The organism is Micromonospora sp. NPDC004540, assembly GCF_040610095.1.
Taxonomy (GTDB): domain Bacteria; phylum Actinomycetota; class Actinomycetes; order Mycobacteriales; family Micromonosporaceae; genus Micromonospora.
Genome location: NZ_JBEXLR010000018.1, coordinates 20,237 through 39,511 on the forward strand (window position 1 = coordinate 20,237; position 19,275 = coordinate 39,511).

Sequence of the window (19,275 nt, forward strand, 5' to 3'; positions counted from 1 at the left end):
GCGCACATCTCCGCGCTCAACTGGCTGTCGTACCTGCTCTTCGGGCTGGCCTGCGCCGGCGTGGCCGCGCTGGCGCTGCTCGCTCCGCGCCGGCCGGTCGCTGGTGTACCGCCCTGGGCGGCCTCCTCGTCGACCGGGTTGGCCGAGGTCCCCTTGTTCCCCGACTTCGCCTGTGTCTCCGTCATCAACTAGTCCTGTTCGTCAGGCTCGTCGGCATTGCGAGCAATCGCCACGATAGTCACGCCGTCCGGGAGGTCCATCAGCTTGACCCCCATTGTGTTCCGGTCCCGCGTACGGCGTACAGGCTTCACCGGAGTCCGGATGACGCCGCCGTTGCTGGTGATGGCGAACAGCTCGTCGTCCGGACTGATCACCACCGCGCCGACCAGACCACCGCGTCGCTCGGTGATCTTCGCAGTCAGCACGCCCTTACCTCCCCGGCCCTGGACCGGGTATTCCTCGATCGGGGTACGTTTCGCGTATCCCCCGTTCGTCGCGACCAGCACGTCCATTTCCATGCCCTCGCGGACGACCTCCATCGCCAGCAGGACATCCTCCTCGCTGAACCGCATGCCGATCACACCCGAGGTGGCCCGCCCCATCGGACGCAGCGCCTCGTCGCTGGCGTTGAAGCGGATGGCCTGTGCGTTCTTGGAGACCAGCAGCAGGTCGTCGGTCGGGGCGACGAGGGCAGCACCGACCAGCTCGTCCTCATCGCGCAGGTTGATCGCGATGACTCCGCCGGAACGGTTGGAGTCGAACTCCTCGAGCCGCGTCTTCTTCACCAGGCCGTTCTTCGTGGCCAGTACCAGGTAGGGGGCCACCTGGTAGTTCGGGATTTCGATGATCTGCGCGATCTGCTCGTCCGCTTGGAAGGCGAGCAGGTTGGCCACGTGCTGGCCCTTGGCCACCCTACTGGCTTCGGGAAGCTCGTAGGCCTTGGCCCGGTAGACCCGGCCCTTGTTCGTGAAGAACAGAATCCAGTCGTGGGTGGAGCATACGAAGAAGTGGCTGACGATGTCGTCCTGCCGCAGCGTCGCCCCGCTGACGCCCTTGCCGCCCCGCCGCTGCGAGCGGTAGAGGTCGACCTTGGTGCGCTTGGCGTAGCCGGTGCGGGTGATCGTGACGACCACGTCCTCGCGGGCGATGAGGTCCTCCATCGAGACCTCGCCGTCGAACGGCACGATCTTGGTGCGCCGCTCGTCGCCCCACTTGGCGACGATCTCGCCCAGCTCCTCGGAGACGATCCGCCGCTGCCGCTCCGGCTTGGCCAGGATGTCCTTGAGGTCGGCGATCTCCACCTCGAGCTTGGCCAGGTCGTCCAGGATCCGCTGCCGCTCCAGGGCGGCCAGCCGGCGCAGCTGCATGTCGAGGATCGCGGTCGCCTGGACCTCGTCGATCTCCAGCAGCCGGATCAGGCCCTGGCGGGCGTCCTCGACCGTGGGCGAGCGCCGGATCAGGGCGATCACCTCGTCGAGCGCGTCCAGCGCCTTGGCCAGACCGCGCAGGATGTGCGCCCGCTCCTCGGCCTTGCGCAGCCGGAACGCGGTCCGCCGGCGGATGACCTCGATCTGGTGCTCGACGTAGTAGCGGATGAACTGGGCCAGGTTGAGCGTGCGCGGCACGCCGTCGACCAGCGCCAGCATGTTGGCGCCGAAGGTCTCCTGGAGCTGGGTGTGCTTGTAGAGGTTGTTCAGCACCACCTTGGCGACCGCGTCGCGCTTGAGCACGAGCACGATCCGCATGCCGGTGCGCCCGGAGGACTCGTCGCGGATGTCGGCGATCCCGGCGAGCTTGCCCTCCTTGATCAGCTCGGCGATCCGCTCGGCCAGGTTGTCCGGGTTGACCTGGTAGGGCAGCTCGCTGACCACCAGCGCAGGCCGGCCGCGCTTGTCCTCCTCGACCTCGACCACGGCGCGCATCCGGATCGAGCCGCGCCCGGTCCGGTAGGCGTCCTGGATGCCGGCCTGGCCGACGATCAGGCCGTGGGTCGGGAAGTCCGGGCCCTTGACGATCTCCAGCAGCGCCTCGAGGGTGGTGGCCTCGTCGGCCTCCGGGTTCTCCAGGCACCACTGCACGGCCGCGCCGATCTCGCGCAGGTTGTGCGGCGGGATCTTGGTGGCCATGCCGACCGCGATGCCCTCGGAGCCGTTGATCAGCAGGTTGGGGATGCGGGACGGCAGGATGGTGGGCTCCTTGGCCCGGCCGTCGTAGTTGTCCTGGAGGTCGACGGTGTCCTCGTCGATGTCCCGGAGCATCTCCATGGCCAGCGGGTCGAGCTTGCACTCGGTGTACCGCATGGCCGCGGCCGGGTCGTTGCCCGGCGAGCCGAAGTTGCCGTTGCCGTCGACCAGCGGGTAGCGCAGCGACCAGGGCTGCGCCATCCGGACCAGCGCGTCGTAGATGGCCGAGTCGCCGTGCGGGTGGAACTGGCCCATCACGTCACCGACGACGCGGGAGCACTTCACGTAGCCGCGGTCTGGCCGGTAGCCGGAGTCGAACATGGCGTAGAGGATCTTGCGGTGGACCGGCTTGAGCCCGTCCCGGACGTCCGGCAGGGCCCGCCCGACGATCACGCTCATCGCGTAGTCGAGGTACGAGCGCTGCATCTCGACCTCGAGGCCGACCGGCTCGATGCGGTCGTGCGCGACGACCGCGGCCAGTGTCTCCGGGGTCTCCGGCTCGTTCGGCGTGGACTCGGGAGTATCGGTCACTGTTAACCCTTATCAGACTCAGAGTCGTTTTCGTGCTGTGGATAACGGCTGTGGAAACCGGCCAGGCTGTGGATAACTCTGTGGACCGCCGGGTCGGCCGGTGGATCTCCGGCCGACCCGGCCCAGCCCGTCAGATGTCCAGGAACCGCACGTCCTTGGCGTTGCGCTGGATGAACGACCGGCGCGCCTCGACGTCCTCACCCATCAACACGCTGAACAGCTCGTCGGCGGTTGCGGCGTCGTCGAGAGTCACCTGGCGCAGGGTGCGGGTGGCCGGGTTCATCGTGGTCTCCCACAGCTCGGGATAGTTCATCTCGCCGAGGCCCTTGAACCGCTGGATGTCGTCCGGCCGGGCGTTGGGCTTCTTCTGCTGGCGCAGCGCGATCAGCCCGTCCCGCTCGCGGTCCGAGTACGCGTACTGCGCGTCGTCGCCCTTCTTGTTCCACTTGATCTTGTAGAGCGGCGGGGCCGCCAGGTAGACGTGGCCCAGCTCGACCAAAGGCCGCATGAAGCGGAAGAGCAGGGTGAGCAGCAGCGTCTGGATGTGCTGGCCGTCGACGTCGGCGTCGGCCATCAGCACGATCTTGTGGTAGCGCAGCTTCTCGATGTCGAAGTCGTCGTGGATGCCGGTGCCCAGCGCGGTGATGAGCGCCTGGACCTCGTTGTTCTTGAGCACCCGGTCGATCCGGGCCTTCTCCACGTTCAGGATCTTGCCGCGGATCGGCAGGATCGCCTGGGTACGCGGGTCGCGCCCCTGCTTGGCCGAGCCGCCCGCCGAGTCACCCTCGACGATGAACACCTCGGACTCGCGCGGGTCGGTGGACTGGCAGTCGGCCAGCTTGCCCGGCATCGAGCCGGACTCCAGCAGCGACTTGCGCCGGGCCAGCTTGCGCGCCTGCTGGGCGGCGATCCGGGCCCGCGCCGCCTGCGACGCCTTCTGGATGATGGTCTTCGCCTCGGCCGGGTTCCGGTCGAACCAGTCGACCAGCCGGTCGTTGCAGACCCGCTGCACGAAGCTCTTCACCGGAGTGTTGCCCAGCTTGGTCTTCGTCTGGCCCTCGAACTGCGGGTTGGTCAGCTTGACCGAGATGATCGCGGCCAGGCCCTCGCGGATGTCCTCGCCGGAGAGCTTCTCGTCGCCCTTGAGCAGCTTCTTGTCCGCGCCGTAGCGATTGACCACGCTGGTCAGCGCGGCCCGGAAGCCCTCCTCGTGGGTGCCGCCCTCGTGGGTGTTGATGTTGTTGGCGAAGGTGTAGACCGACTCGCCGTAGGACTCGTTCCACTGCATGGCGATCTCGACCGACATGCCCTCCTCCTCGGCGCCGAACTCGACCACCGTCTTGTGGATCGGGTTCTTGGAGGCGTTGAGGTGCCGGACAAAGTCGGCGATGCCGCCCTCGTAGTGGAAGGTCACCTCGCGGGGCTTGCCCTCCTCGGTCTCGGCGACCCGCTCGTCGAGCAGGTGGATGGTGAGGCCGCGGGTGAGGAAGGCCATCTCCTGGAGTCGCCGGTAGATGGTCTGGAAGTCGAAGTCGACGGTCTCGAAGACGTCGGCGTCGGGCCAGAAGGAGACCGCCGAGCCGGTGCGGTCGGTCGGCTCGCCCTTCTCCAGCGGGGTCGGCTTGGAGTGGTGGTACTCCTGCCGCCAGACGAAGCCGTCCTTGTGGATCTCCACGGCCATCTTGGTGGACAGCGCGTTCACCACCGAGACGCCGACGCCGTGCAGGCCGCCGGAGACCGCGTACGCCTTGCCGTCGAACTTGCCGCCCGCGTGCAGCACGGTCAGCGCGACCTCGACACCCGGCTTCTTCAGCTTGGGGTGGAGGTCGACCGGGAAGCCGCGGCCGTTGTCGGTGACCCGAACGCCACCGTCGGCCAGCAGCACCACGTCGATGGTGTCGCAGAAGCCGGCCAGCGCCTCGTCCACCGCGTTGTCGACGACCTCCCACACGAGGTGGTGCAGGCCGCGTTCACCGGTGGACCCGATGTACATACCGGGCCGCTTCCGGACCGCCTCCAGGCCCTCGAGAACGGTGATCGACTCGGCGCCGTACTTCTTGTTGTCCTCCGCTGCCACCCTCGGCCACTTTCTCGCACCCGCCGCGCCAGGGCGCGGGGGGCGCGGGTTCGGCGGACAGGACACGACGTCGGCGCGCACGGACCGGTCCCCGGATCTCCAGGTCACGGATCGCGTACGCCGGTCGCCGCGGTTGCCCGCGGATCGCGATCGGCTCGACCCGATGCGGGACAATGATCAAGGGCCCTGGGGCCCTTGTCCGCCGCTCCGTGTCGGGTCTTTCGTCTCGCCGTCAATCTTACTCTGCGCAGCCGACCAAACCGCCACTCGGCACCCCCTGCGGGGCGGCTGAGATTGCCGTAGGGGGCCGAACCCCGCTGTCCGCGACTCCCCCTACACGCGAGGCCCTGATCGAGGGCGCGACCGCCACCGGATCGGTACCGGCGGGTGACCGACCGGGGGTCGCGGTGAGACCTGCCGTGCCGTACCTTTTGCGGCGCCGCCACCTGCGGTCTTGATCTTTCGCGGCCGGAACCGGGACGATCGACCCGATCGGTCGGACAACGTGCTTGCTGAGAGGTGACGCCAGATGGGGCTGGACAACGTCGCGGTGCACTGGCCGCGGACCGGCCGCTTCTACGATCCGGTCGCGCCGGCCGAGTTCGTCGACTTCGGCGAGATCGTGGACATGCCACGCATCTCGGCGCCGACCGCCGCGCTCGCCGAGCTGATCGCGAAGACGGGCACGGTGCGCGCCACCGCGTACACGGAGCTGGTCGACCTCATCCTCGGCCTGGAGAATGTGCTCTACGCCACGGAGAACTCGGCCGAGGACGAGGACCCGGTGATCGACCCGGACGGCTGCTCCTGGATCGCCGAGGGCGTGGAGAAGTTCGTGGCCCGGCACCGCCCGTTCGGCGAGGCCGTCACGTTCGAGTCGGTGAGCGAGGTGCTGCGGTCGCTGCTCGGCGACGGGCGCCTGGCCGAGCAGCAGCTCCGCTGGCTGGACAGCCGGCTGGACAAGCTGCGCGACGAGAGCGGCGAGCCGCCGCAGTGGAACTTCACCTGCGCCGAGCTGAGCGTGCTCGCCGCCTTCTACCGGCGCTGCGCCGAGCGCGGCTTCGCGGTCTACGCCGACGCCTGACCGGGCTGCCCGGCGGCGCCCGGCTCGGCCGTCGCGGCCCGGTTGGCCGCCGCGATCACCTCGGTCAGCACCGTGTGCAGGTGCCGCAGGTCCGCCAGCGGCAGGCCGAGCCGCTGCACGATCGCGGGCGGGATCCGCTCGGCCTGCGCCCGGAGGGCCTGGCCGCTGGCGGTGAGCGAGACGGCCAGGCTGCGCTCGTCCGACGCGTCCCGCTCCCGCCGCACGTAGCCGGCGGCTTCGAGCCGCTTGAGCAGCGGTGACAGGGTGCCCGGATCGAGCTGGAGCAGCCGGCTCAACTCCCGCACGGACAGCGGCGCGTGCTGCCAGAGCGCCAGCATGACCAGATATTGCGGATGGGTGAGCCCCATCGGCTCCAGCAGCGGGCGGTAGACCGCGACGACGCCGCGCGCGGCGACGGAGAGCGCGAAGCACACCTGCTGCTCCAGCGCCAGGGGGTCGCCCTCGAGCTGGTCGGCCACGCTTGTCCTCCTCGTCGTCGTTGCGATCGTAGCAACGATTGGTGTACCAATTATTGGCGTACCAATCATGCATGGTCGGTGAGGGAGAGGTCAGGCGGATGAGCGGCGAGGAGCAGGTGGGCGACGCTTCCGGCAAGGGCGGCCGCCTGATGGGCTGGGTGTTCCGCAACCTGGCCGGCCCCTCCCAGGTGCAGGGCGCGGTCCAGGGCGGCTCGCGGCTGGCCCGCGAGGCCTGGAAGCAGGACCTGGAGCGGCGCAAGCAGTGGAGCCGCGAGCAGCGCGAGCTCAAGCGCGCCCGGCGGGAGGCCCGCCGCACCGAGGGGTGACGGTCAGCCGTAGGTGTCGCGGGGGCCGCGCCCCCGCACCCGGCGCGGGCCGCGCGACCAGGACGGCGCGGCCGGGCCGTGGATGTGCAGCTTGCGCACCACGTTGTGGCCCACCTCGCGGGCGATCTGTTGGAGCAGCGAGCCGGCGAGCAGCCGCAACTGGGTGGCCCAGGCCGTCGAGCGGGCCTCCACGGTCAGCTCGCCGTTCTCCAGCTTCACCGGGCGGCTGTGCTGCGCCACCTCCGGCCCGACCACCCGCTCCCAGGCGCCGAACACCGTCGCCTCGGCCGCCGGCTGCTGCCAGCCACGCGCCTTGACCAGCTTGTCCAGCACCGCGCCGAGCGGCTGCGGGTCGCGCGGGTCCGGCCCCGGGCCGGAGTAGCCGCGCAGCCGCTTCTCGCCGTCGCCACGGACCGCGCTACGCCGCCGGGTGCCCGCGGCCGCCTGCCGGCGGGCCTTCGCCGCGTCCAGCACCGCCCGGGCCAGCTCCGGCCCGGACGCGCCCTCCGGCAGGTCCGCGGCGGCCTCGCCGCCCGGCTTCGCTTCCGGCCCCTCAGGGGTAAGCCCACCGCGTCCCGGCCCCAGCCGGGCGGGCGGGAGCTCCACCTCATCCGACACGGCGTACCGTCCCCTCGCCCACCGCGTACCGGGTGCCCCGCAGGGTCGCCGGCACGTCGTCGTCCACCGCGCAGGTCACCAGGAGCTGACTCGCGCCGCCGACCAGCTCGGCCAGCCGCTCCCGCCGGCCGGCGTCCAGCTCCGCGAAGACGTCGTCCAGCACCAGCACCGGCTCGATCCCGTCGGCGCGCAGCAGGTCGTAGCCGGCCAGCCGCAGCGCCAGCGCGTACGACCAGGACTCGCCGTGGCTGGCGTACCCCTTGGCGGGCAGCGGGCCGAGGGTGAGCGCCAGGTCGTCCCGGTGCGGGCCGACCAGCGTGGTGCCCCGCTCGACCTCCGCCGACCGGTTCGCGGTCAGCGCGGCGCCGAGCGCCTCGGCCAGCGCCGCCCGGTCCGTGGTCGACTCGGGCAGTTCCACCGACGGCCGGTACGCGATCCCCGCCGCCCCCCTGCCCGCCGCCACCGCGTCGTACGCCTTGGCCACGTGCGGGGTCAGCGCGGCGACCAGCTCCAGCCGGCCGGCGAGCAGCTCCGCGCCGTGCTGCGCAAGGTGGGTGTCCCAGACGGCGAGGGTGGACAGGTCCCCACCACGCGAGCCGCCCGTCTTCCGGGCCAGGTACGCCGTCCGCAGCAGCGCGTTGCGCTGCTTGACCACCCGCTCGTAGTCGGCGCGCACCCCCGCGTACCGGGGCTGGCGGGTGACCAGCAGGTCGTCCAGGTAGCGGCGGCGCTCGGCCGGATCGCCGCGGACCAGTTCCAGGTCCTCCGGGGCGAAGAGCACCAGCCGGAGCGCGCCCAGCACGTCCCGGGCGCGGCGGGCCGGGGAGCGGCCCAGCCGGGCCCGGTTGGCCTTGCCCGGAACGATCTCCAGCTCGACCAGGAGTTCCCGGCCCTCGTGCACCACCGCGCAGCGGATCACCGCCGAGGCGGCGCCCATCCGGACCAGCGGGGCGTCCGTGGCGACCCGGTGCGAGTCCAGGGTCGCCACGTAGCCCAACGCCTCGACCAGGTTGGTCTTGCCGACGCCGTTCGCGCCGACCAGCACGTTCGGGCCCGGCTCCAGGTCGACGCCGACCCGCTCGTACGAGCGGAAGTCGACCAGTTCGAGCCGGCGGACGTACACAGGCTGTGGATACCGGTCAGCGCTTGTGGACGGCGTGCCCGCCGAACTGCTGGCGCAGCGCGGCGACGGCCTTCATGGCGGGCGAGTCGTCCTGCCGGGAGGCGAACCGGGCGAACAGCGAGGCGGTGATGACGTTCAGCGGCACGGCGAGCCGGACCGCCTCGTCGACCGTCCACCGGCCCTCGCCGGTGTCCTCGGTGTAGCCGCTCAGCTCGGCCAGCTCCGGATCCTCGTCCAGCGCCCGGTCCAGCAGGTCGAGCAGCCAGGACCGGACCACCGTGCCCTCGCGCCAGGACTTGAAGACGCCCGGCACGTTGGTCACCAGTTCGGAGGCGGCCAGCAGCTCGTAGCCCTCGGCGTAGGCGTGCATCAGGCCGTACTCGATGCCGTTGTGCACCATCTTGGCGTAGTGGCCGGCGCCGACCGGGCCGGCGTGCACGAAGCCGTACTCGCCCGCGGGCTTGAGCGCCTCGAAGATCGGCATGAGCCGCCCGACGTGCTCCTGGGCGCCGCCGACCATCAGGGCGTACCCGTTCTGCTTGCCCCAGACACCGCCGGAGACGCCGACGTCGATGTAGCCGATGCCCTGCTCGTTGAGGCGCTCGGCGCGCGGGGCGTCGTCGCTGAACCGGGAGTTCCCGCCGTCGATGATGATGTCGCCCTCGCCGAGGACGCCGGCGAGCTCGTCGATGGTGGCGTCGGTGACGCCGGCAGGGACCATCACCCAGACCGCGCGCGGCGATTCCAGCTTCTCGGCCAGCTCCGCGAGGCTCGCGACGTCGCTCAGCTCCGCGTTGCGGTCGTAGCCGACCACCTCGTGACCGGCGGCGCGCAACCGCTCGCGCATGTTGCCGCCCATCCGGCCGAGTCCTACCAGGCCGAGCTGCATCTGCTCCTACCTCCGTACGTCTGGGTGGTGCTGCCGTCGATCAGCGGGACACGCGGATCGGCATGATGAGGTACCGGTACCCCGGGATGACCTCGCCATCCTCGCCGGCGGGGGAAATCACCGCGGGCTTGAAGGCGTCGACGAACGCCAGCTGGGCGTGCTGGGCGCCCAGGTTGGTCAGGCCGTCGATCAGGTACTGCGGGTTGAAGCCGATGGTCAGCGGGTCGCCGGTGAAGGTCGCCTCCATGGCCTCGCTGGCCCGGGCCTCCTCGGTGCCGCCGGCCTCGACCACCAGGCCGTCGGAGCTGAAGCTGAGCAGCACCGGGGTGGTGCGCTCGGCGACCAGCGCCACCCGCTTGACCACCTCGATGAGCGTGGCGACCGGGACCCGGGCCTCGGCGTTGTGGCTGGCCGGGAAGAGCGAGCGCACCGGCGGGTAGTTGGCCCCGTCGAGCAGCCGGCTGGTGGTCCGGCGGGTGCCGCCGGAGAAGCCGATCATGCCCTCGCCGGCGCCGCCCTGGGAGAGCGCCATGGTGACGTGGCCACCGAGCGGGCCGAGGGCCTTGGCGGTGTCGTGCAGCGTCCGGGCGGGCACCAGCGCGTTGAGGCTGATCTCCGGGTCGTCCGGGTTCCACTCCATCTCGCGCAGGGCGAGGCGGTAGCGGTCGGTGGCGAGCATGGCCAGCGTGCTGCCGGAGAGCTCGATCCGGACGCCGGTCATCATCGGCAGCGTCTCGTCGCGGCCGGCGGCCACGGCCACCTGAGCGACGGCGGCGGCGAAGGCGGCCGCGTCGACGGTGCCGGCGCTCTCCGGCATCTCCGGCAGGGTCGGATAGTCCTCGACCGGCATGGTCGGCAGGGTGAACCGGGCGCTGCCGCAGACCAGTTCCAGGTGCGCGCCGACGGCGGCGATGTCCACCGGCTTGGCCGGGAGCGCCTTGGTGATCTCGGCGAGCAGCCGGCCGGAGACCAGGGCGGCGCCGTCGGCGTCACCCTGCACCTCGACGGTGACCTGGCTGGAGACCTCGTAGTCGAAGCCGGAGACCTGGAGGTTGCCGTCGGTGACCCGGAGCATCACCCCGGCCAGCACCGGTACGGAAGGACGGTTGGGCAGGCTCTTGGCGGTCCACGCGACCGCCTCGGCGAGCGCGTCGCGCTCCACTCGGAACTTCATCAATGCCTCCGCGTCGACGTCAGCGACAACTCTCTCATGCCGACCGCTGCCACCCGTCCCGCCCGACCGTGCGGGTACCCATCGCACCTTAGGGCGCGTGGGCATCGGCTGTGCGCCCGACCCCGTGGATCCAGATGCCCGGGCGACTGCCGGCGGCAGTGCTCCGGCCCGATCCACAGGAAGTCCAACGGTGATGATTGGTTTTTGTTGTTTAGAAGAGATAACTCATCGTCTTCATCGCACCTGTGCAAACTGTGGAGAACCGGCGTCCGCGCAGGTCAGACAGGTTATCCACCGGTGGTTTCGCTGTGGAGAACCAGGGGTACAACCCGTGTCGCGGTCCACAGCCGTCGCCAGCCGCCGGGTTTTCCACGGCTGTCCACCGGTTGTCCACCGCTAATCCACCGGGTTTCTCCCCAGTGTTGTGGACACCGCCGACGGCGTCGACCCTCGTCATCCCCAGAACCTTCAACAGGTCGCCCACAGGCCGACCGTCGTCGGTGGACGACGCGCCCGTCGTCCCCAGGCGTCCACAGCATCGTCCCCAGGGGTTGTCCACAGTCTGTGGGTAACCGGCTCGGGACCGAGCGTGGTTTTCCACCGTCTGTGGAACAGGGGATGTGGACAACCGGGCCGAGGTGTGGATGAACACGACTCCGATCGTGGGCCCTGCACCGGGTCGAGGGTCAAGCGACGGGTCTCCACAGGCACGAAAAAGCCCGGCCGGTGGATGCCGGCCGGGCGTCGCGTCGGGCGTACGGGTCAGGTGGTCTGCTTGATCCGGTTGGTGAGCTCGGCGATCTGGTTGTAGAGCGAGCGGCGCTCCGCCATCTGCTGGCGGATCTTCCGGTCGGCGTGCATGACGGTGGTGTGGTCCCGGCCGCCGAACGCCTGCCCGATCCGGGGCAGCGACAGGTCGGTGAGCTCCCGGCACAGGTACATGGCCACCTGGCGGGCGTTGACCAGCACCCGGGACCGGGAGTGGCCGCGCAGGTCCTCCAGGCTCACCCCGAAGTAGTCCGCGGTGGAGACCATGATCTGGTCGGCGGTGATCTCCGGGCCGGCGCCGTCCGGGATGAAGTCCCGCAGCACCTCCTCGGCCAGCGACAGCTCCACCGACGAGCGGGTGAGGCTGGCGAACGCGGTGACCCGGATCAGCGCGCCCTCGAGTTCGCGGATCGAGTTCGACACCCGGGAGGCGATGAACTCCAGCACGTCCGGCGGGGCGAACAGCCGCTCCTGCGCCGCCTTCTTCTGCAGGATCGCGATTCGCGTCTCCAGGTCCGGCGGCTGGATGTCGGCGAGCAGGCCCCACTCGAACCGGGTCCGCAGCCGGTCCTCCAGCGTCGCCAGCTGCTTGGGCGAGCGGTCGGAGGTGATCACGATCTGCTTGTTGGCGTTGTGCAGCGTGTTGAAGGTGTGGAAGAACTCCTCCTGCGTCCGCTCCCGGTTCTCCAGGAACTGGATGTCGTCGATCAGCAGGATGTCCACGTCCCGGTAGCGGCGCTGGAACGCGCTGGTCTTGTCGTCGCGCAGCGAGTTGATGAAGTCGTTGGTGAACTCCTCGGTCGAGACGTACCGGACCGAGCGGGCGTTGCCCAGCGTCGTGGCGTAGTGCCCGATGGCGTGCAGCAGGTGGGTCTTGCCCAGCCCGGAGCTGCCGTAGATGAAGAGCGGGTTGTACGCCTTCGCCGGCGACTCGGCCACCGCCACGCTCGCCGCGTGCGCGAAGCGGTTGGACGAGCCGATGACGAACGTCTCGAACATGTACTTCGGGTTGAGCCGGTTGCCGCTCTCCCCGCCGGGCATCCGCCGGTCGGCCTGGCCGCCGGGGCGGTGGTCCGGGCCGCCGCGACCGGGGCCGCTGTCCGTGGCGCCGTCGCGGGGCAGGCCGCGCGGCGGCGTGGCGTCGGCCGGGCCGGGCGCCTCCCGGTAGCGGGGCTCGTAGCCGCCGGCGTCGGGGGCGGGCGGTTCGACCCGGGGCCGATCGTCGAAGGCGCGGCGCTCGGGGGCGGCGCGGAGCGGCTCGGCGAAGGCGGTGCTGAACAGCGTGTCCTGCCCGTCCCGGCTGGCCGGGATGAGCTGCGGCCGGGCGCCGTCGGCGGTGCGTTGCCGGGGGGCCGGTTCCTCGGCGGGCGGTTCCGGGCGCGGCTCGGCGTACGCCGGTGCCTCCGGGCGGGCCGGGGGGAAGCCGAGCTCGGGGAAGCCGGGCGCGGTCTCCGCCGGGCCGGGCTGGTCGAAACCGGCGAGCAGGTCCCCGGGGCCGTCGGGCTCGGCGAGGGGCTCCGGGCCGCTGCGGTAGACGGTGCCGGCCGGGCGGCTCCTCGGGTCCTCGGCGACGCGTACGGTGACGGCGACCTGGATGGGCCGGCCGAGCCGGCGGCTCAGCGCCTCGGTGATGGCCGGGCGGAGGCGGGACTCGATCACGTCCCGCGTGAACGCGTCGGGCACGGAGAGCAGCGCGGTGTCCTCGACGATCGCCCGCAGCCGGGTCAGCCGGAGGTACGCCCGCTGCTGCGCGGAGATGATCTCGTCGGCGAGCTCGTCGGTCGTCGCCGTCCACACCGCGGCAAGGTCGGTCGCTCCGGTCACCGTCGTGCCACCCCCTCGCCTCTCCTCACGCCCGCCCGGACGGCTGACCGGTCGTCATCCACAAGTTATCCACAGCCTGTGTGTACCGACCGATTGTGGCCGCCCACCGGACGCGGGTCGGACCTGCCCCCTGGTTCCCGGAGGCGCTGAAGCGGGTTCACCGTGCCGAACGATTCACTACCTTGTCCGGTCCTGCCGTTCAGCGACAACCGACACTCCAGCTCGGCGCGTCTGACGCCGCGCGGCGACCTGGAGCCGTCGTTCCGGACCCCCGACGCTGACCGCAATCGGGCACGCTAACAGCGCGGACCCCGCGCCATCAACCGTCGACACCGGGGCAGCCTTGTCAACATCAGTGAAAACCGCCCCTTCGGTCGCTCTTCCGACGCTGGTCGCGGCCGGGGTGTGAGGTTTGACGGTCATTGCCCCCCTGCGTAGGCTGGAGCGGCTGCTCTCTCGCCCTCTGCTAGGGTGATGGGTGCTTGCTGTCCCCGGTCGCTTCCCCGCATCGCCGAGGTCCCGCGCCGCCGGGCAGCACCGATCGGAGGCCACCGCCGAGGTGGCCTGGACCACCACACGACCCCGGGCGATCCCCCGCGCGGGGCGTACGACAACGGAGAGCCTGACGTGAGCAAGCGCACCTACCAGCCGAACAACCGCCGGCGCGCGAAGACCCACGGCTTCCGGCTGCGCATGCGCACCCGTGCCGGCCGCGCCATCATCTCGACCCGTCGCGCCAAGGGCCGCGCCCGCCTGTCGGCCTGAGGCCGACCGGTCCGGTCCGGGGACGTGGGCAGTCGTGCTGGCCGCCGCGCAGCGACTGCGGCGGAGTAGCGACTTCGCCGCAGCGGTCCGGGGTGGCCGACGCGTCGGCCGTGGCGCCGTCGTGGTGCACCTGACCCTCCCCGCGCAGACCGGACCCACCGCGACAACCTCGCCGGAGCCGGCGCGGAGCAGCGGTGCGGAGACCTCCGCACCCCGCCGCGCCGGCTTCGTCGTGTCCAAGGCCGTCGGCAACGCCGTGGTCCGGAACAAGGTCCGCCGCCGGCTCCGCCACCTGGTCCGCGAGCGGCTGGCCGACCTGCCCGCCGGCAGCACCCTGGTGGTACGCGCCCTGCCGCCGGCCGCCGAGGCGTCGTACGCCCGGCTCGGGGCCGACCTGGACGCCGCCCTCGCCGCCGCGCGCTCCCCCCGGGGTCGGCGGTCCCGGTGACCGAACACACTGCCGCGCCGCGGCCCACCACCGGTGCCCGCATGCTGCTGGCGCCCATCATCGCGTACCGTCGGTGGATAAGTCCGGCACTGCCGGCCCGCTGCCGGTTCTACCCGTCGTGCAGTGCCTACGCCGTCGAGGCGGTGTCCCGGCACGGTGCGCTGCGGGGATCCTGGCTGACGGTCCGGCGGCTGTCGCGCTGCCACCCCTTCCACCCAGGTGGACACGACCCGGTGCCGGAGCCGGGCGACCGCCGCCGTTCCGACGTGACTGGAGCCTGAGTGTTTAGTCTCGACTGGATCTACTACGCGATCTCGTGGATCCTGCTGACCTGGCACTCGGCCTGGGACGCCATCGGGGTCTCGGTCGACGCCGTGATCGGCACGAACTGGGCCTGGATCCTCTCCATCATCTTCCTGGTGGTCACGGTCCGGGTGATCCTGTTCCCGGTCTTCGTCAAGCAGATCAAGTCGCAGCGGGCCATGCAGGCGCTCCAGCCCAAGGTCAAGGAGCTGCAGGAGAAGCACAAGGGTGACCGGGAGACGCTCCAGAAGGAGATGATGGAGCTCTACCGGAAGGAAAAGGCCAACCCGCTCATGGGCTGCCTTCCGATGTTCCTCCAGATCCCGGTCTTCCTCGGCCTGTTCCACACGCTCAAGCGGCTCAACCCCGACAACCAGGGCAAGACCCTGTACGGCTGGACCGTCGAGCAGTTCAACAGCGCCTCGAACGCGAAGCTCTTCTCCGCCCCGATCTCCGGAAAGTTCGGCTCCACGGCCGCCGAGATGGCGTCGCTCGGCGCGAACCTCACCACCGTGAAGATCGTCGCTGGCGTGCTGGTCTGCATCATGATCGCCACCACCTACCTGACCAGCCGGCAGATGATCCTCAAGACCGGTTGGGCGGAGGACCCGCAGCAGCGCATGGTGCAGCGGCTGATGCTCTACGGCATCCCGTTCTCGCTGCTCATCTCGGGCGCCATCTTCCCGATCGGTGTGATCATCTACTGGGTCACCAACAACCTCTTCACCCTCGGCCAGCAGCAGTGGGTGCTGCGGAAGTTCCCGCCGCTGGTGCCGCCGAAGGGCAGCACCGCCGGGAAGGCCACCGGTGGCAAGACCGCCCAGCCGGCCAGGACCGGTGGCCTGCTCGGCCGCAAGACCGCCCAGCCGGCCGTCAAGGCCCCGGCCGCCGCCCCCAAGGTGGCCGGCCCGAAGCCCGGCGCAAAGCCGGTCAACCCGAAGAAGGGCGGCGGCCGGCCCGCCAAGCGACAGGGCTGAACCTCGCCGGGCCGCCGCCGGAGACCCGGTGGCGGCCCGTTCCGGCCCCCGAGCTGCCACCTGAGAGGTCGGCGCCGGGCCGGAACCGCCGCGCGGAGCGCGGTCACGGGCGAAACTGGCCCGTACAGACGTGCCCGAGGGCACCGGCGAACCTCCCGCCGGCCCCGGGAGACCAGCGGACCCGACGGTCCGGCCGAGCGAGTACGGAGATGAGACCGTGACCGACACCAGCATCCCCAGCGCCGACCAGTCCCTGGACGAGGAGACCGCGCCGGCCGCCGCCACCGAGGAGGCCGAGGAGACCCAGGCCGAGGCCCGGGAGAAGAAGGCCCCCGCCGACAGCGACCTGTTCCGGCAGAGCGAGATCGCCGCCGACTACGTCGAGGGCCTGCTCGACATCCTCGACTACGACGGCGACATCGACGAGCTGGTCTCCGGCGGCCGCCCGGTCGTCGAGGTGGTCGGCGCACGCCTGCAGAACCTGGTCGGCCAGCGCGGCGCCACCCTGGAGGCGCTCCAGGAGCTGGCCCGGCTGGCGGTGTTCCGGCAGACCGGTTCGCCGAGCCGCCTGCTGCTCGACGTCGGTGGCTACCGCGCCGCCAGGCGCAAGGAGCTGGCCGCCGTCGCCAAGAACGCGGTGGAGAAGGTCAAGGAGCACGGCGAGCCGGTGCGCCTGGAGCCGATGTCCGCCTTCGAGCGCAAGTGCGTGCACGACGTGGTCAACGCCATGAGCGACGTGGAGAGCGAGTCCGAGGGCGTCGAGCCGAATCGCCGGATCGTCATCCGGCCGGTGGCGGACTGACCAGTTGACTTCCGACGAGACGACGGCGGGTGCCGTGGCCGGCCCGGGTGGTACGCCGCCCGGGCCGTCGCCTGTCCACCCCGACCCGGCCGTCGACCCGGTGTTCTCCGCGGGCGACGCCCCGGCCGACCCTTCGGTCCCGGCCGGGGTCGCGGGCGTGGCCGACCCGGCCTTCTCCGGTGATCCCGTCTTCTCCGGTGATCCGGCCTTCTCCGGTGATCCGGCCTTCTCCGGGAAGCCGGTGCCGGCGGCCGAGCAGTCCGTCGTCGGGGCCGAGCCCGACGCCGAAGTGACGCCGGCCTTCTCCAGTGAACCGGAAGGAAGGCCCGAGACGTCGACGCCGGGGGTTCCCTCGGCCGCGTCGGCCCCGGTGGGCGCGGTCGACCCGGTGTTCGCCGAGCCGGCCCCCGCCGGTGGCGATCTGGACGACCGGCCCTCCGCTGGTCGGAGCAGTGCCGAGCCGGCCGACGGCACATCGTCCTACGTGGACGGTGCGAGCCGACCGTCCGGTGATCAGCCGTCCCCGACTGGCGCGACGCTGCCGCCCGAGCTGGCGGAGGCCGCCCGTACCCTCTTCGGCGACCGGCTCGACCTGGCCGCCGCGTACGCCGAACTGCTGGCCACGGACGGCGTGGTGCGCGGCCTGATCGGCCCCCGCGAGACGCCGCGGCTCTGGGACCGTCACCTGCTCAACTGTGCGGCGATGGCCGAGCGGATTCCGGAGGGCGCCAGCCTGATCGACGTCGGCTCCGGCGCCGGCCTGCCCGGCCTGGTGCTGGCTATCGCGCGACCCGACCTCACCGTGACCCTGGTCGAGCCGCTCGCCCGGCGGACGGCCTTCCTGATCGAGGCCGTGCAGCAACTCGGGCTGACCAGGTCGGTCCGGGTGTTCCGCGGGCGCGCCGAGGAGGCCGCCGCCGGGTCCCGCGACCGGGAGCCACTGGCGGCCGACATCGTCACCGCGCGGGCCGTGGCCCCGCTCGACCGGCTCGCCGCCTGGTGCCTGCCGCTGGCGGTGCCCGGCGGCCGGCTGGTGGCGCTCAAGGGCGCCTCCGCCGGGGAGGAGATCGCCGAGCACGCGGAGGCGGTGGCTCGGCTCGGCGGCGGTGAGCCGGAGCTACACCGGTGCGGGGCCGGCGTGATCGATCCGCCCGCAACGGTGATCGAGGTGGTTCGCGAGCGCGTGGTCGGTCCGGCCAGGAAGAAGGCGCCGAAGCGTTCGCGGGGCGGCCGCCGTCGCGGCGCCCACGGCCGGGATCGCTGACGCGGTAACGCCTTCGGGACGCCCACCCGGTCGTTGGATCGGGTGGGCGTGAGCTGATCGATCAGAACCCGACGTGGACCGGCTACGCCCGTCGGCCGTAGGCTGGCCGCGCGTCGATAGTGTGGAACGGCGGTGCCGGGCGGCACCCGAACCCGACCGTTCCCGCCGGGCCGGTGACGCCGCGCGGTGAGCGCGGGGGCCTGAATGACGGGGTGCGGACCGACCATCCGGAGCGGGCAGGGATGACAGGTGCATGACGACGGCAGGTACGACGATCAACGGGTGACCGGGCCAGATGGGCGACCCTCTGCCACCGACCCCGTTTCACGTGAAACCAACTACCAGGACTGGCCGGCGAACGGTGAGGCCCAGGACGCGTCCACGCGACCCCCGGACTGCGATCCGATGGTGCGCCGGGACGTGCCTGCGGCGGGCGCCGTGCGGCCGACCTCCTCCGTACCGGCGAACGTGCCGCCGGCGCGGGACCCGCATGATCCGAACGGCGGTCCGGCGAACGCCCCGACCTCCCGTCCCGCCCCGGCACGTGGCAACGCGACCGTCCCCGCGCGCTACGAGCCGCAGCCGCCGGTCGTGGCCGTGCCGCAGCAGCCCACCCCGGAAACCGCGCCGGACGTGGCCTCGGGCGTGGCGGCACCCTCCGACACGCCACCGCCCGCCGGCAACGGTGCCGAATCCCCGGCGAGCACGTACGTTTCACGTGAAACCCCGACGCGCGAAGAGGATGACCCACCGTTGGCTATGGAGGCTATGCGCGCCGTGCAGATCCTGAATCCCAGTGGCGAGGTCACCATGCCCCGCCCCGACCGGACCCGGGTGATGTGCGTCGCCAACCAGAAGGGCGGCGTGGGCAAGACCACGACCACCGTGAACCTGGCGGTGGCGCTCGCCCTGCATGGCAACCGGGTGCTGGTGGTCGACCTCGACCCGCAGGGCAACGCCTCCACCGGCCTCAACGTGCCGCACCACACCGGCGTGCCGGACGTCTACGACTGCCTGATCGACAGCGTGCCGCTGGAGGAGGTGGCCCAGGCCGTCGAGGGCATCCCGAACCTGTGGTGCGTGCCGGCCACCATCGACCTCGCGGGCGCCGAGATCGAACTGGTCTCGGTCGTCGCCCGGGAGTCCCGGCTCGCCCGGGCCATCGCCGCGTACCCGGGGCACTTCGACTACGTCTTCATCGACTGCCCGCCCTCGCTCGGCCTGCTGACCGTCAACGCGCTGGTCGCCGCTCAGGAGGTGCTGATCCCGATCCAGTGCGAGTACTACGCCCTGGAGGGCCTCAACCAGCTGATCCAGAACATCAACCTGGTCCGGCAGCACCTCAACCCGAAGCTCGAGGTCTCCACCATCCTGCTCACCATGTACGACCGGCGTACCCGCCTGGCCGACGCGGTGGAGCAGGACGTCCGGAACCACTTCGGGGACAAGGTCCTCGAGGCCGTCATTCCCCGGAACGTCCGGGTCTCCGAGGCGCCCAGCTACGGGCAGTCGGTGATGACCTACGATCCCGGTTCGCGGGGGGCCACGAGTTACTTCGAGGCCGCTCAGGAAATTGCCGAGCGAGGCGTCAAGGAGCCGGTGAGCCGGAATGCGTAGTGCGGAGAAATCGCTGGGAGGCG

17 protein-coding genes and 1 pseudogene are annotated in these 19,275 nt (G+C 71.3%); 9 read left to right on the plus strand and 9 right to left on the minus strand.

Annotation, left to right across the window (positions count from 1 at the left end):
• The 3 genes and pseudogenes from ABZV78_RS09165 to gyrB all read right to left on the minus strand — a co-directional run.
• Positions 1-185, minus strand: a pseudogene (locus tag ABZV78_RS09165) (hypothetical protein); the annotation flags it as partial.
• Positions 186-188: 3 nt separating this feature from the next.
• Positions 189-2,714: a DNA gyrase subunit A gene (gene gyrA, locus ABZV78_RS09170; RefSeq protein ID WP_355636856.1), complete on the minus strand. Its 2,526-nt coding sequence runs from the start codon at positions 2,712-2,714 to the stop codon at positions 189-191.
• Positions 2,715-2,844: 130 nt separating this feature from the next.
• Complete coding sequence (gene gyrB, locus ABZV78_RS09175; RefSeq protein ID WP_355636858.1) at positions 2,845-4,791, minus strand: DNA topoisomerase (ATP-hydrolyzing) subunit B; 1,947 nt, start codon at positions 4,789-4,791, stop codon at positions 2,845-2,847.
• Positions 4,792-5,320: 529 nt separating this feature from the next.
• Here gyrB and ABZV78_RS09180 point away from each other — a divergent pair.
• Positions 5,321-5,875 (plus strand): hypothetical protein, encoded by a 555-nt coding sequence (locus tag ABZV78_RS09180; protein ID WP_091316247.1) that lies wholly within the window; start codon positions 5,321-5,323, stop codon positions 5,873-5,875.
• On the opposite strand, the gene ABZV78_RS09185 is transcribed toward ABZV78_RS09180, so the two are convergent.
• Entirely contained in the window at positions 5,860-6,354 is a 495-nt protein-coding gene (locus ABZV78_RS09185) for a MarR family transcriptional regulator (RefSeq protein ID WP_355636860.1), read from the minus strand. The genes ABZV78_RS09180 and ABZV78_RS09185 overlap by 16 nt on opposite strands.
• 98 nt (positions 6,355-6,452) lie before the next feature.
• Between ABZV78_RS09185 and ABZV78_RS09190 the strand changes: the two genes are divergently transcribed.
• The gene (locus tag ABZV78_RS09190; RefSeq protein WP_355636862.1) at positions 6,453-6,680 is read left to right on the plus strand and encodes a hypothetical protein; all 228 of its coding nucleotides are present in this window, start codon (positions 6,453-6,455) and stop codon (positions 6,678-6,680) included.
• A 3-nt stretch (positions 6,681-6,683) separates the two neighbouring features.
• Here ABZV78_RS09190 and ABZV78_RS09195 read toward each other — a convergent pair whose 3' ends face one another.
• The 5 genes from ABZV78_RS09195 to dnaA form a co-directional block, all read right to left on the minus strand.
• Entirely contained in the window at positions 6,684-7,265 is a 582-nt protein-coding gene (locus tag ABZV78_RS09195; protein ID WP_355636937.1) for a DciA family protein, read from the minus strand.
• 22 nt (positions 7,266-7,287) lie between these two features.
• Complete coding sequence (gene recF / locus ABZV78_RS09200; protein ID WP_355636864.1) at positions 7,288-8,421, minus strand: DNA replication/repair protein RecF; 1,134 nt, start codon at positions 8,419-8,421, stop codon at positions 7,288-7,290.
• Between the two features lie 16 nt (positions 8,422-8,437).
• Entirely contained in the window at positions 8,438-9,310 is an 873-nt protein-coding gene (gene gnd, locus ABZV78_RS09205) for a phosphogluconate dehydrogenase (NAD(+)-dependent, decarboxylating) (RefSeq protein WP_355636866.1), read from the minus strand.
• A gap of 40 nt (positions 9,311-9,350) precedes the next feature.
• Entirely contained in the window at positions 9,351-10,484 is a 1,134-nt protein-coding gene (gene dnaN / locus ABZV78_RS09210; protein ID WP_148429202.1) for a DNA polymerase III subunit beta, read from the minus strand.
• A 762-nt stretch (positions 10,485-11,246) separates the two neighbouring features.
• Positions 11,247-13,076: a chromosomal replication initiator protein DnaA gene (gene dnaA, locus ABZV78_RS09215; protein ID WP_355636868.1), complete on the minus strand. Its 1,830-nt coding sequence runs from the start codon at positions 13,074-13,076 to the stop codon at positions 11,247-11,249.
• A 627-nt stretch (positions 13,077-13,703) separates the two neighbouring features.
• Between dnaA and rpmH the strand changes: the two genes are divergently transcribed.
• The 7 genes from rpmH to ABZV78_RS09250 all read left to right on the plus strand — a co-directional run bounded on the left by rpmH (position 13,704) and on the right by ABZV78_RS09250 (position 19,252).
• The gene (rpmH, locus tag ABZV78_RS09220) at positions 13,704-13,841 is read left to right on the plus strand and encodes a 50S ribosomal protein L34 (protein WP_013736606.1); all 138 of its coding nucleotides are present in this window, start codon (positions 13,704-13,706) and stop codon (positions 13,839-13,841) included.
• A 34-nt stretch (positions 13,842-13,875) separates the two neighbouring features.
• Entirely contained in the window at positions 13,876-14,289 is a 414-nt protein-coding gene (gene rnpA / locus ABZV78_RS09225; RefSeq protein WP_355636870.1) for a ribonuclease P protein component, read from the plus strand.
• 41 nt (positions 14,290-14,330) lie between these two features.
• Entirely contained in the window at positions 14,331-14,570 is a 240-nt protein-coding gene (gene yidD / locus ABZV78_RS09230) for a membrane protein insertion efficiency factor YidD (RefSeq protein ID WP_282311941.1), read from the plus strand.
• Complete coding sequence (gene yidC / locus ABZV78_RS09235; protein WP_355636872.1) at positions 14,571-15,569, plus strand: membrane protein insertase YidC; 999 nt, start codon at positions 14,571-14,573, stop codon at positions 15,567-15,569.
• Positions 15,570-15,786: 217 nt separating this feature from the next.
• Positions 15,787-16,371, plus strand: a complete 585-nt coding sequence (locus ABZV78_RS09240; protein ID WP_355636874.1) for a R3H domain-containing nucleic acid-binding protein — start codon at positions 15,787-15,789, stop codon at positions 16,369-16,371.
• Positions 16,372-16,855: 484 nt separating this feature from the next.
• Positions 16,856-17,635, plus strand: coding sequence for a 16S rRNA (guanine(527)-N(7))-methyltransferase RsmG (rsmG, locus tag ABZV78_RS09245; protein ID WP_355636939.1), 780 nt, complete (start codon positions 16,856-16,858; stop codon positions 17,633-17,635).
• Between the two features lie 249 nt (positions 17,636-17,884).
• Positions 17,885-19,252: an AAA family ATPase gene (locus tag ABZV78_RS09250; protein WP_355636876.1), complete on the plus strand. Its 1,368-nt coding sequence runs from the start codon at positions 17,885-17,887 to the stop codon at positions 19,250-19,252.
• Positions 19,253-19,275: the final 23 nt, after the last annotated feature.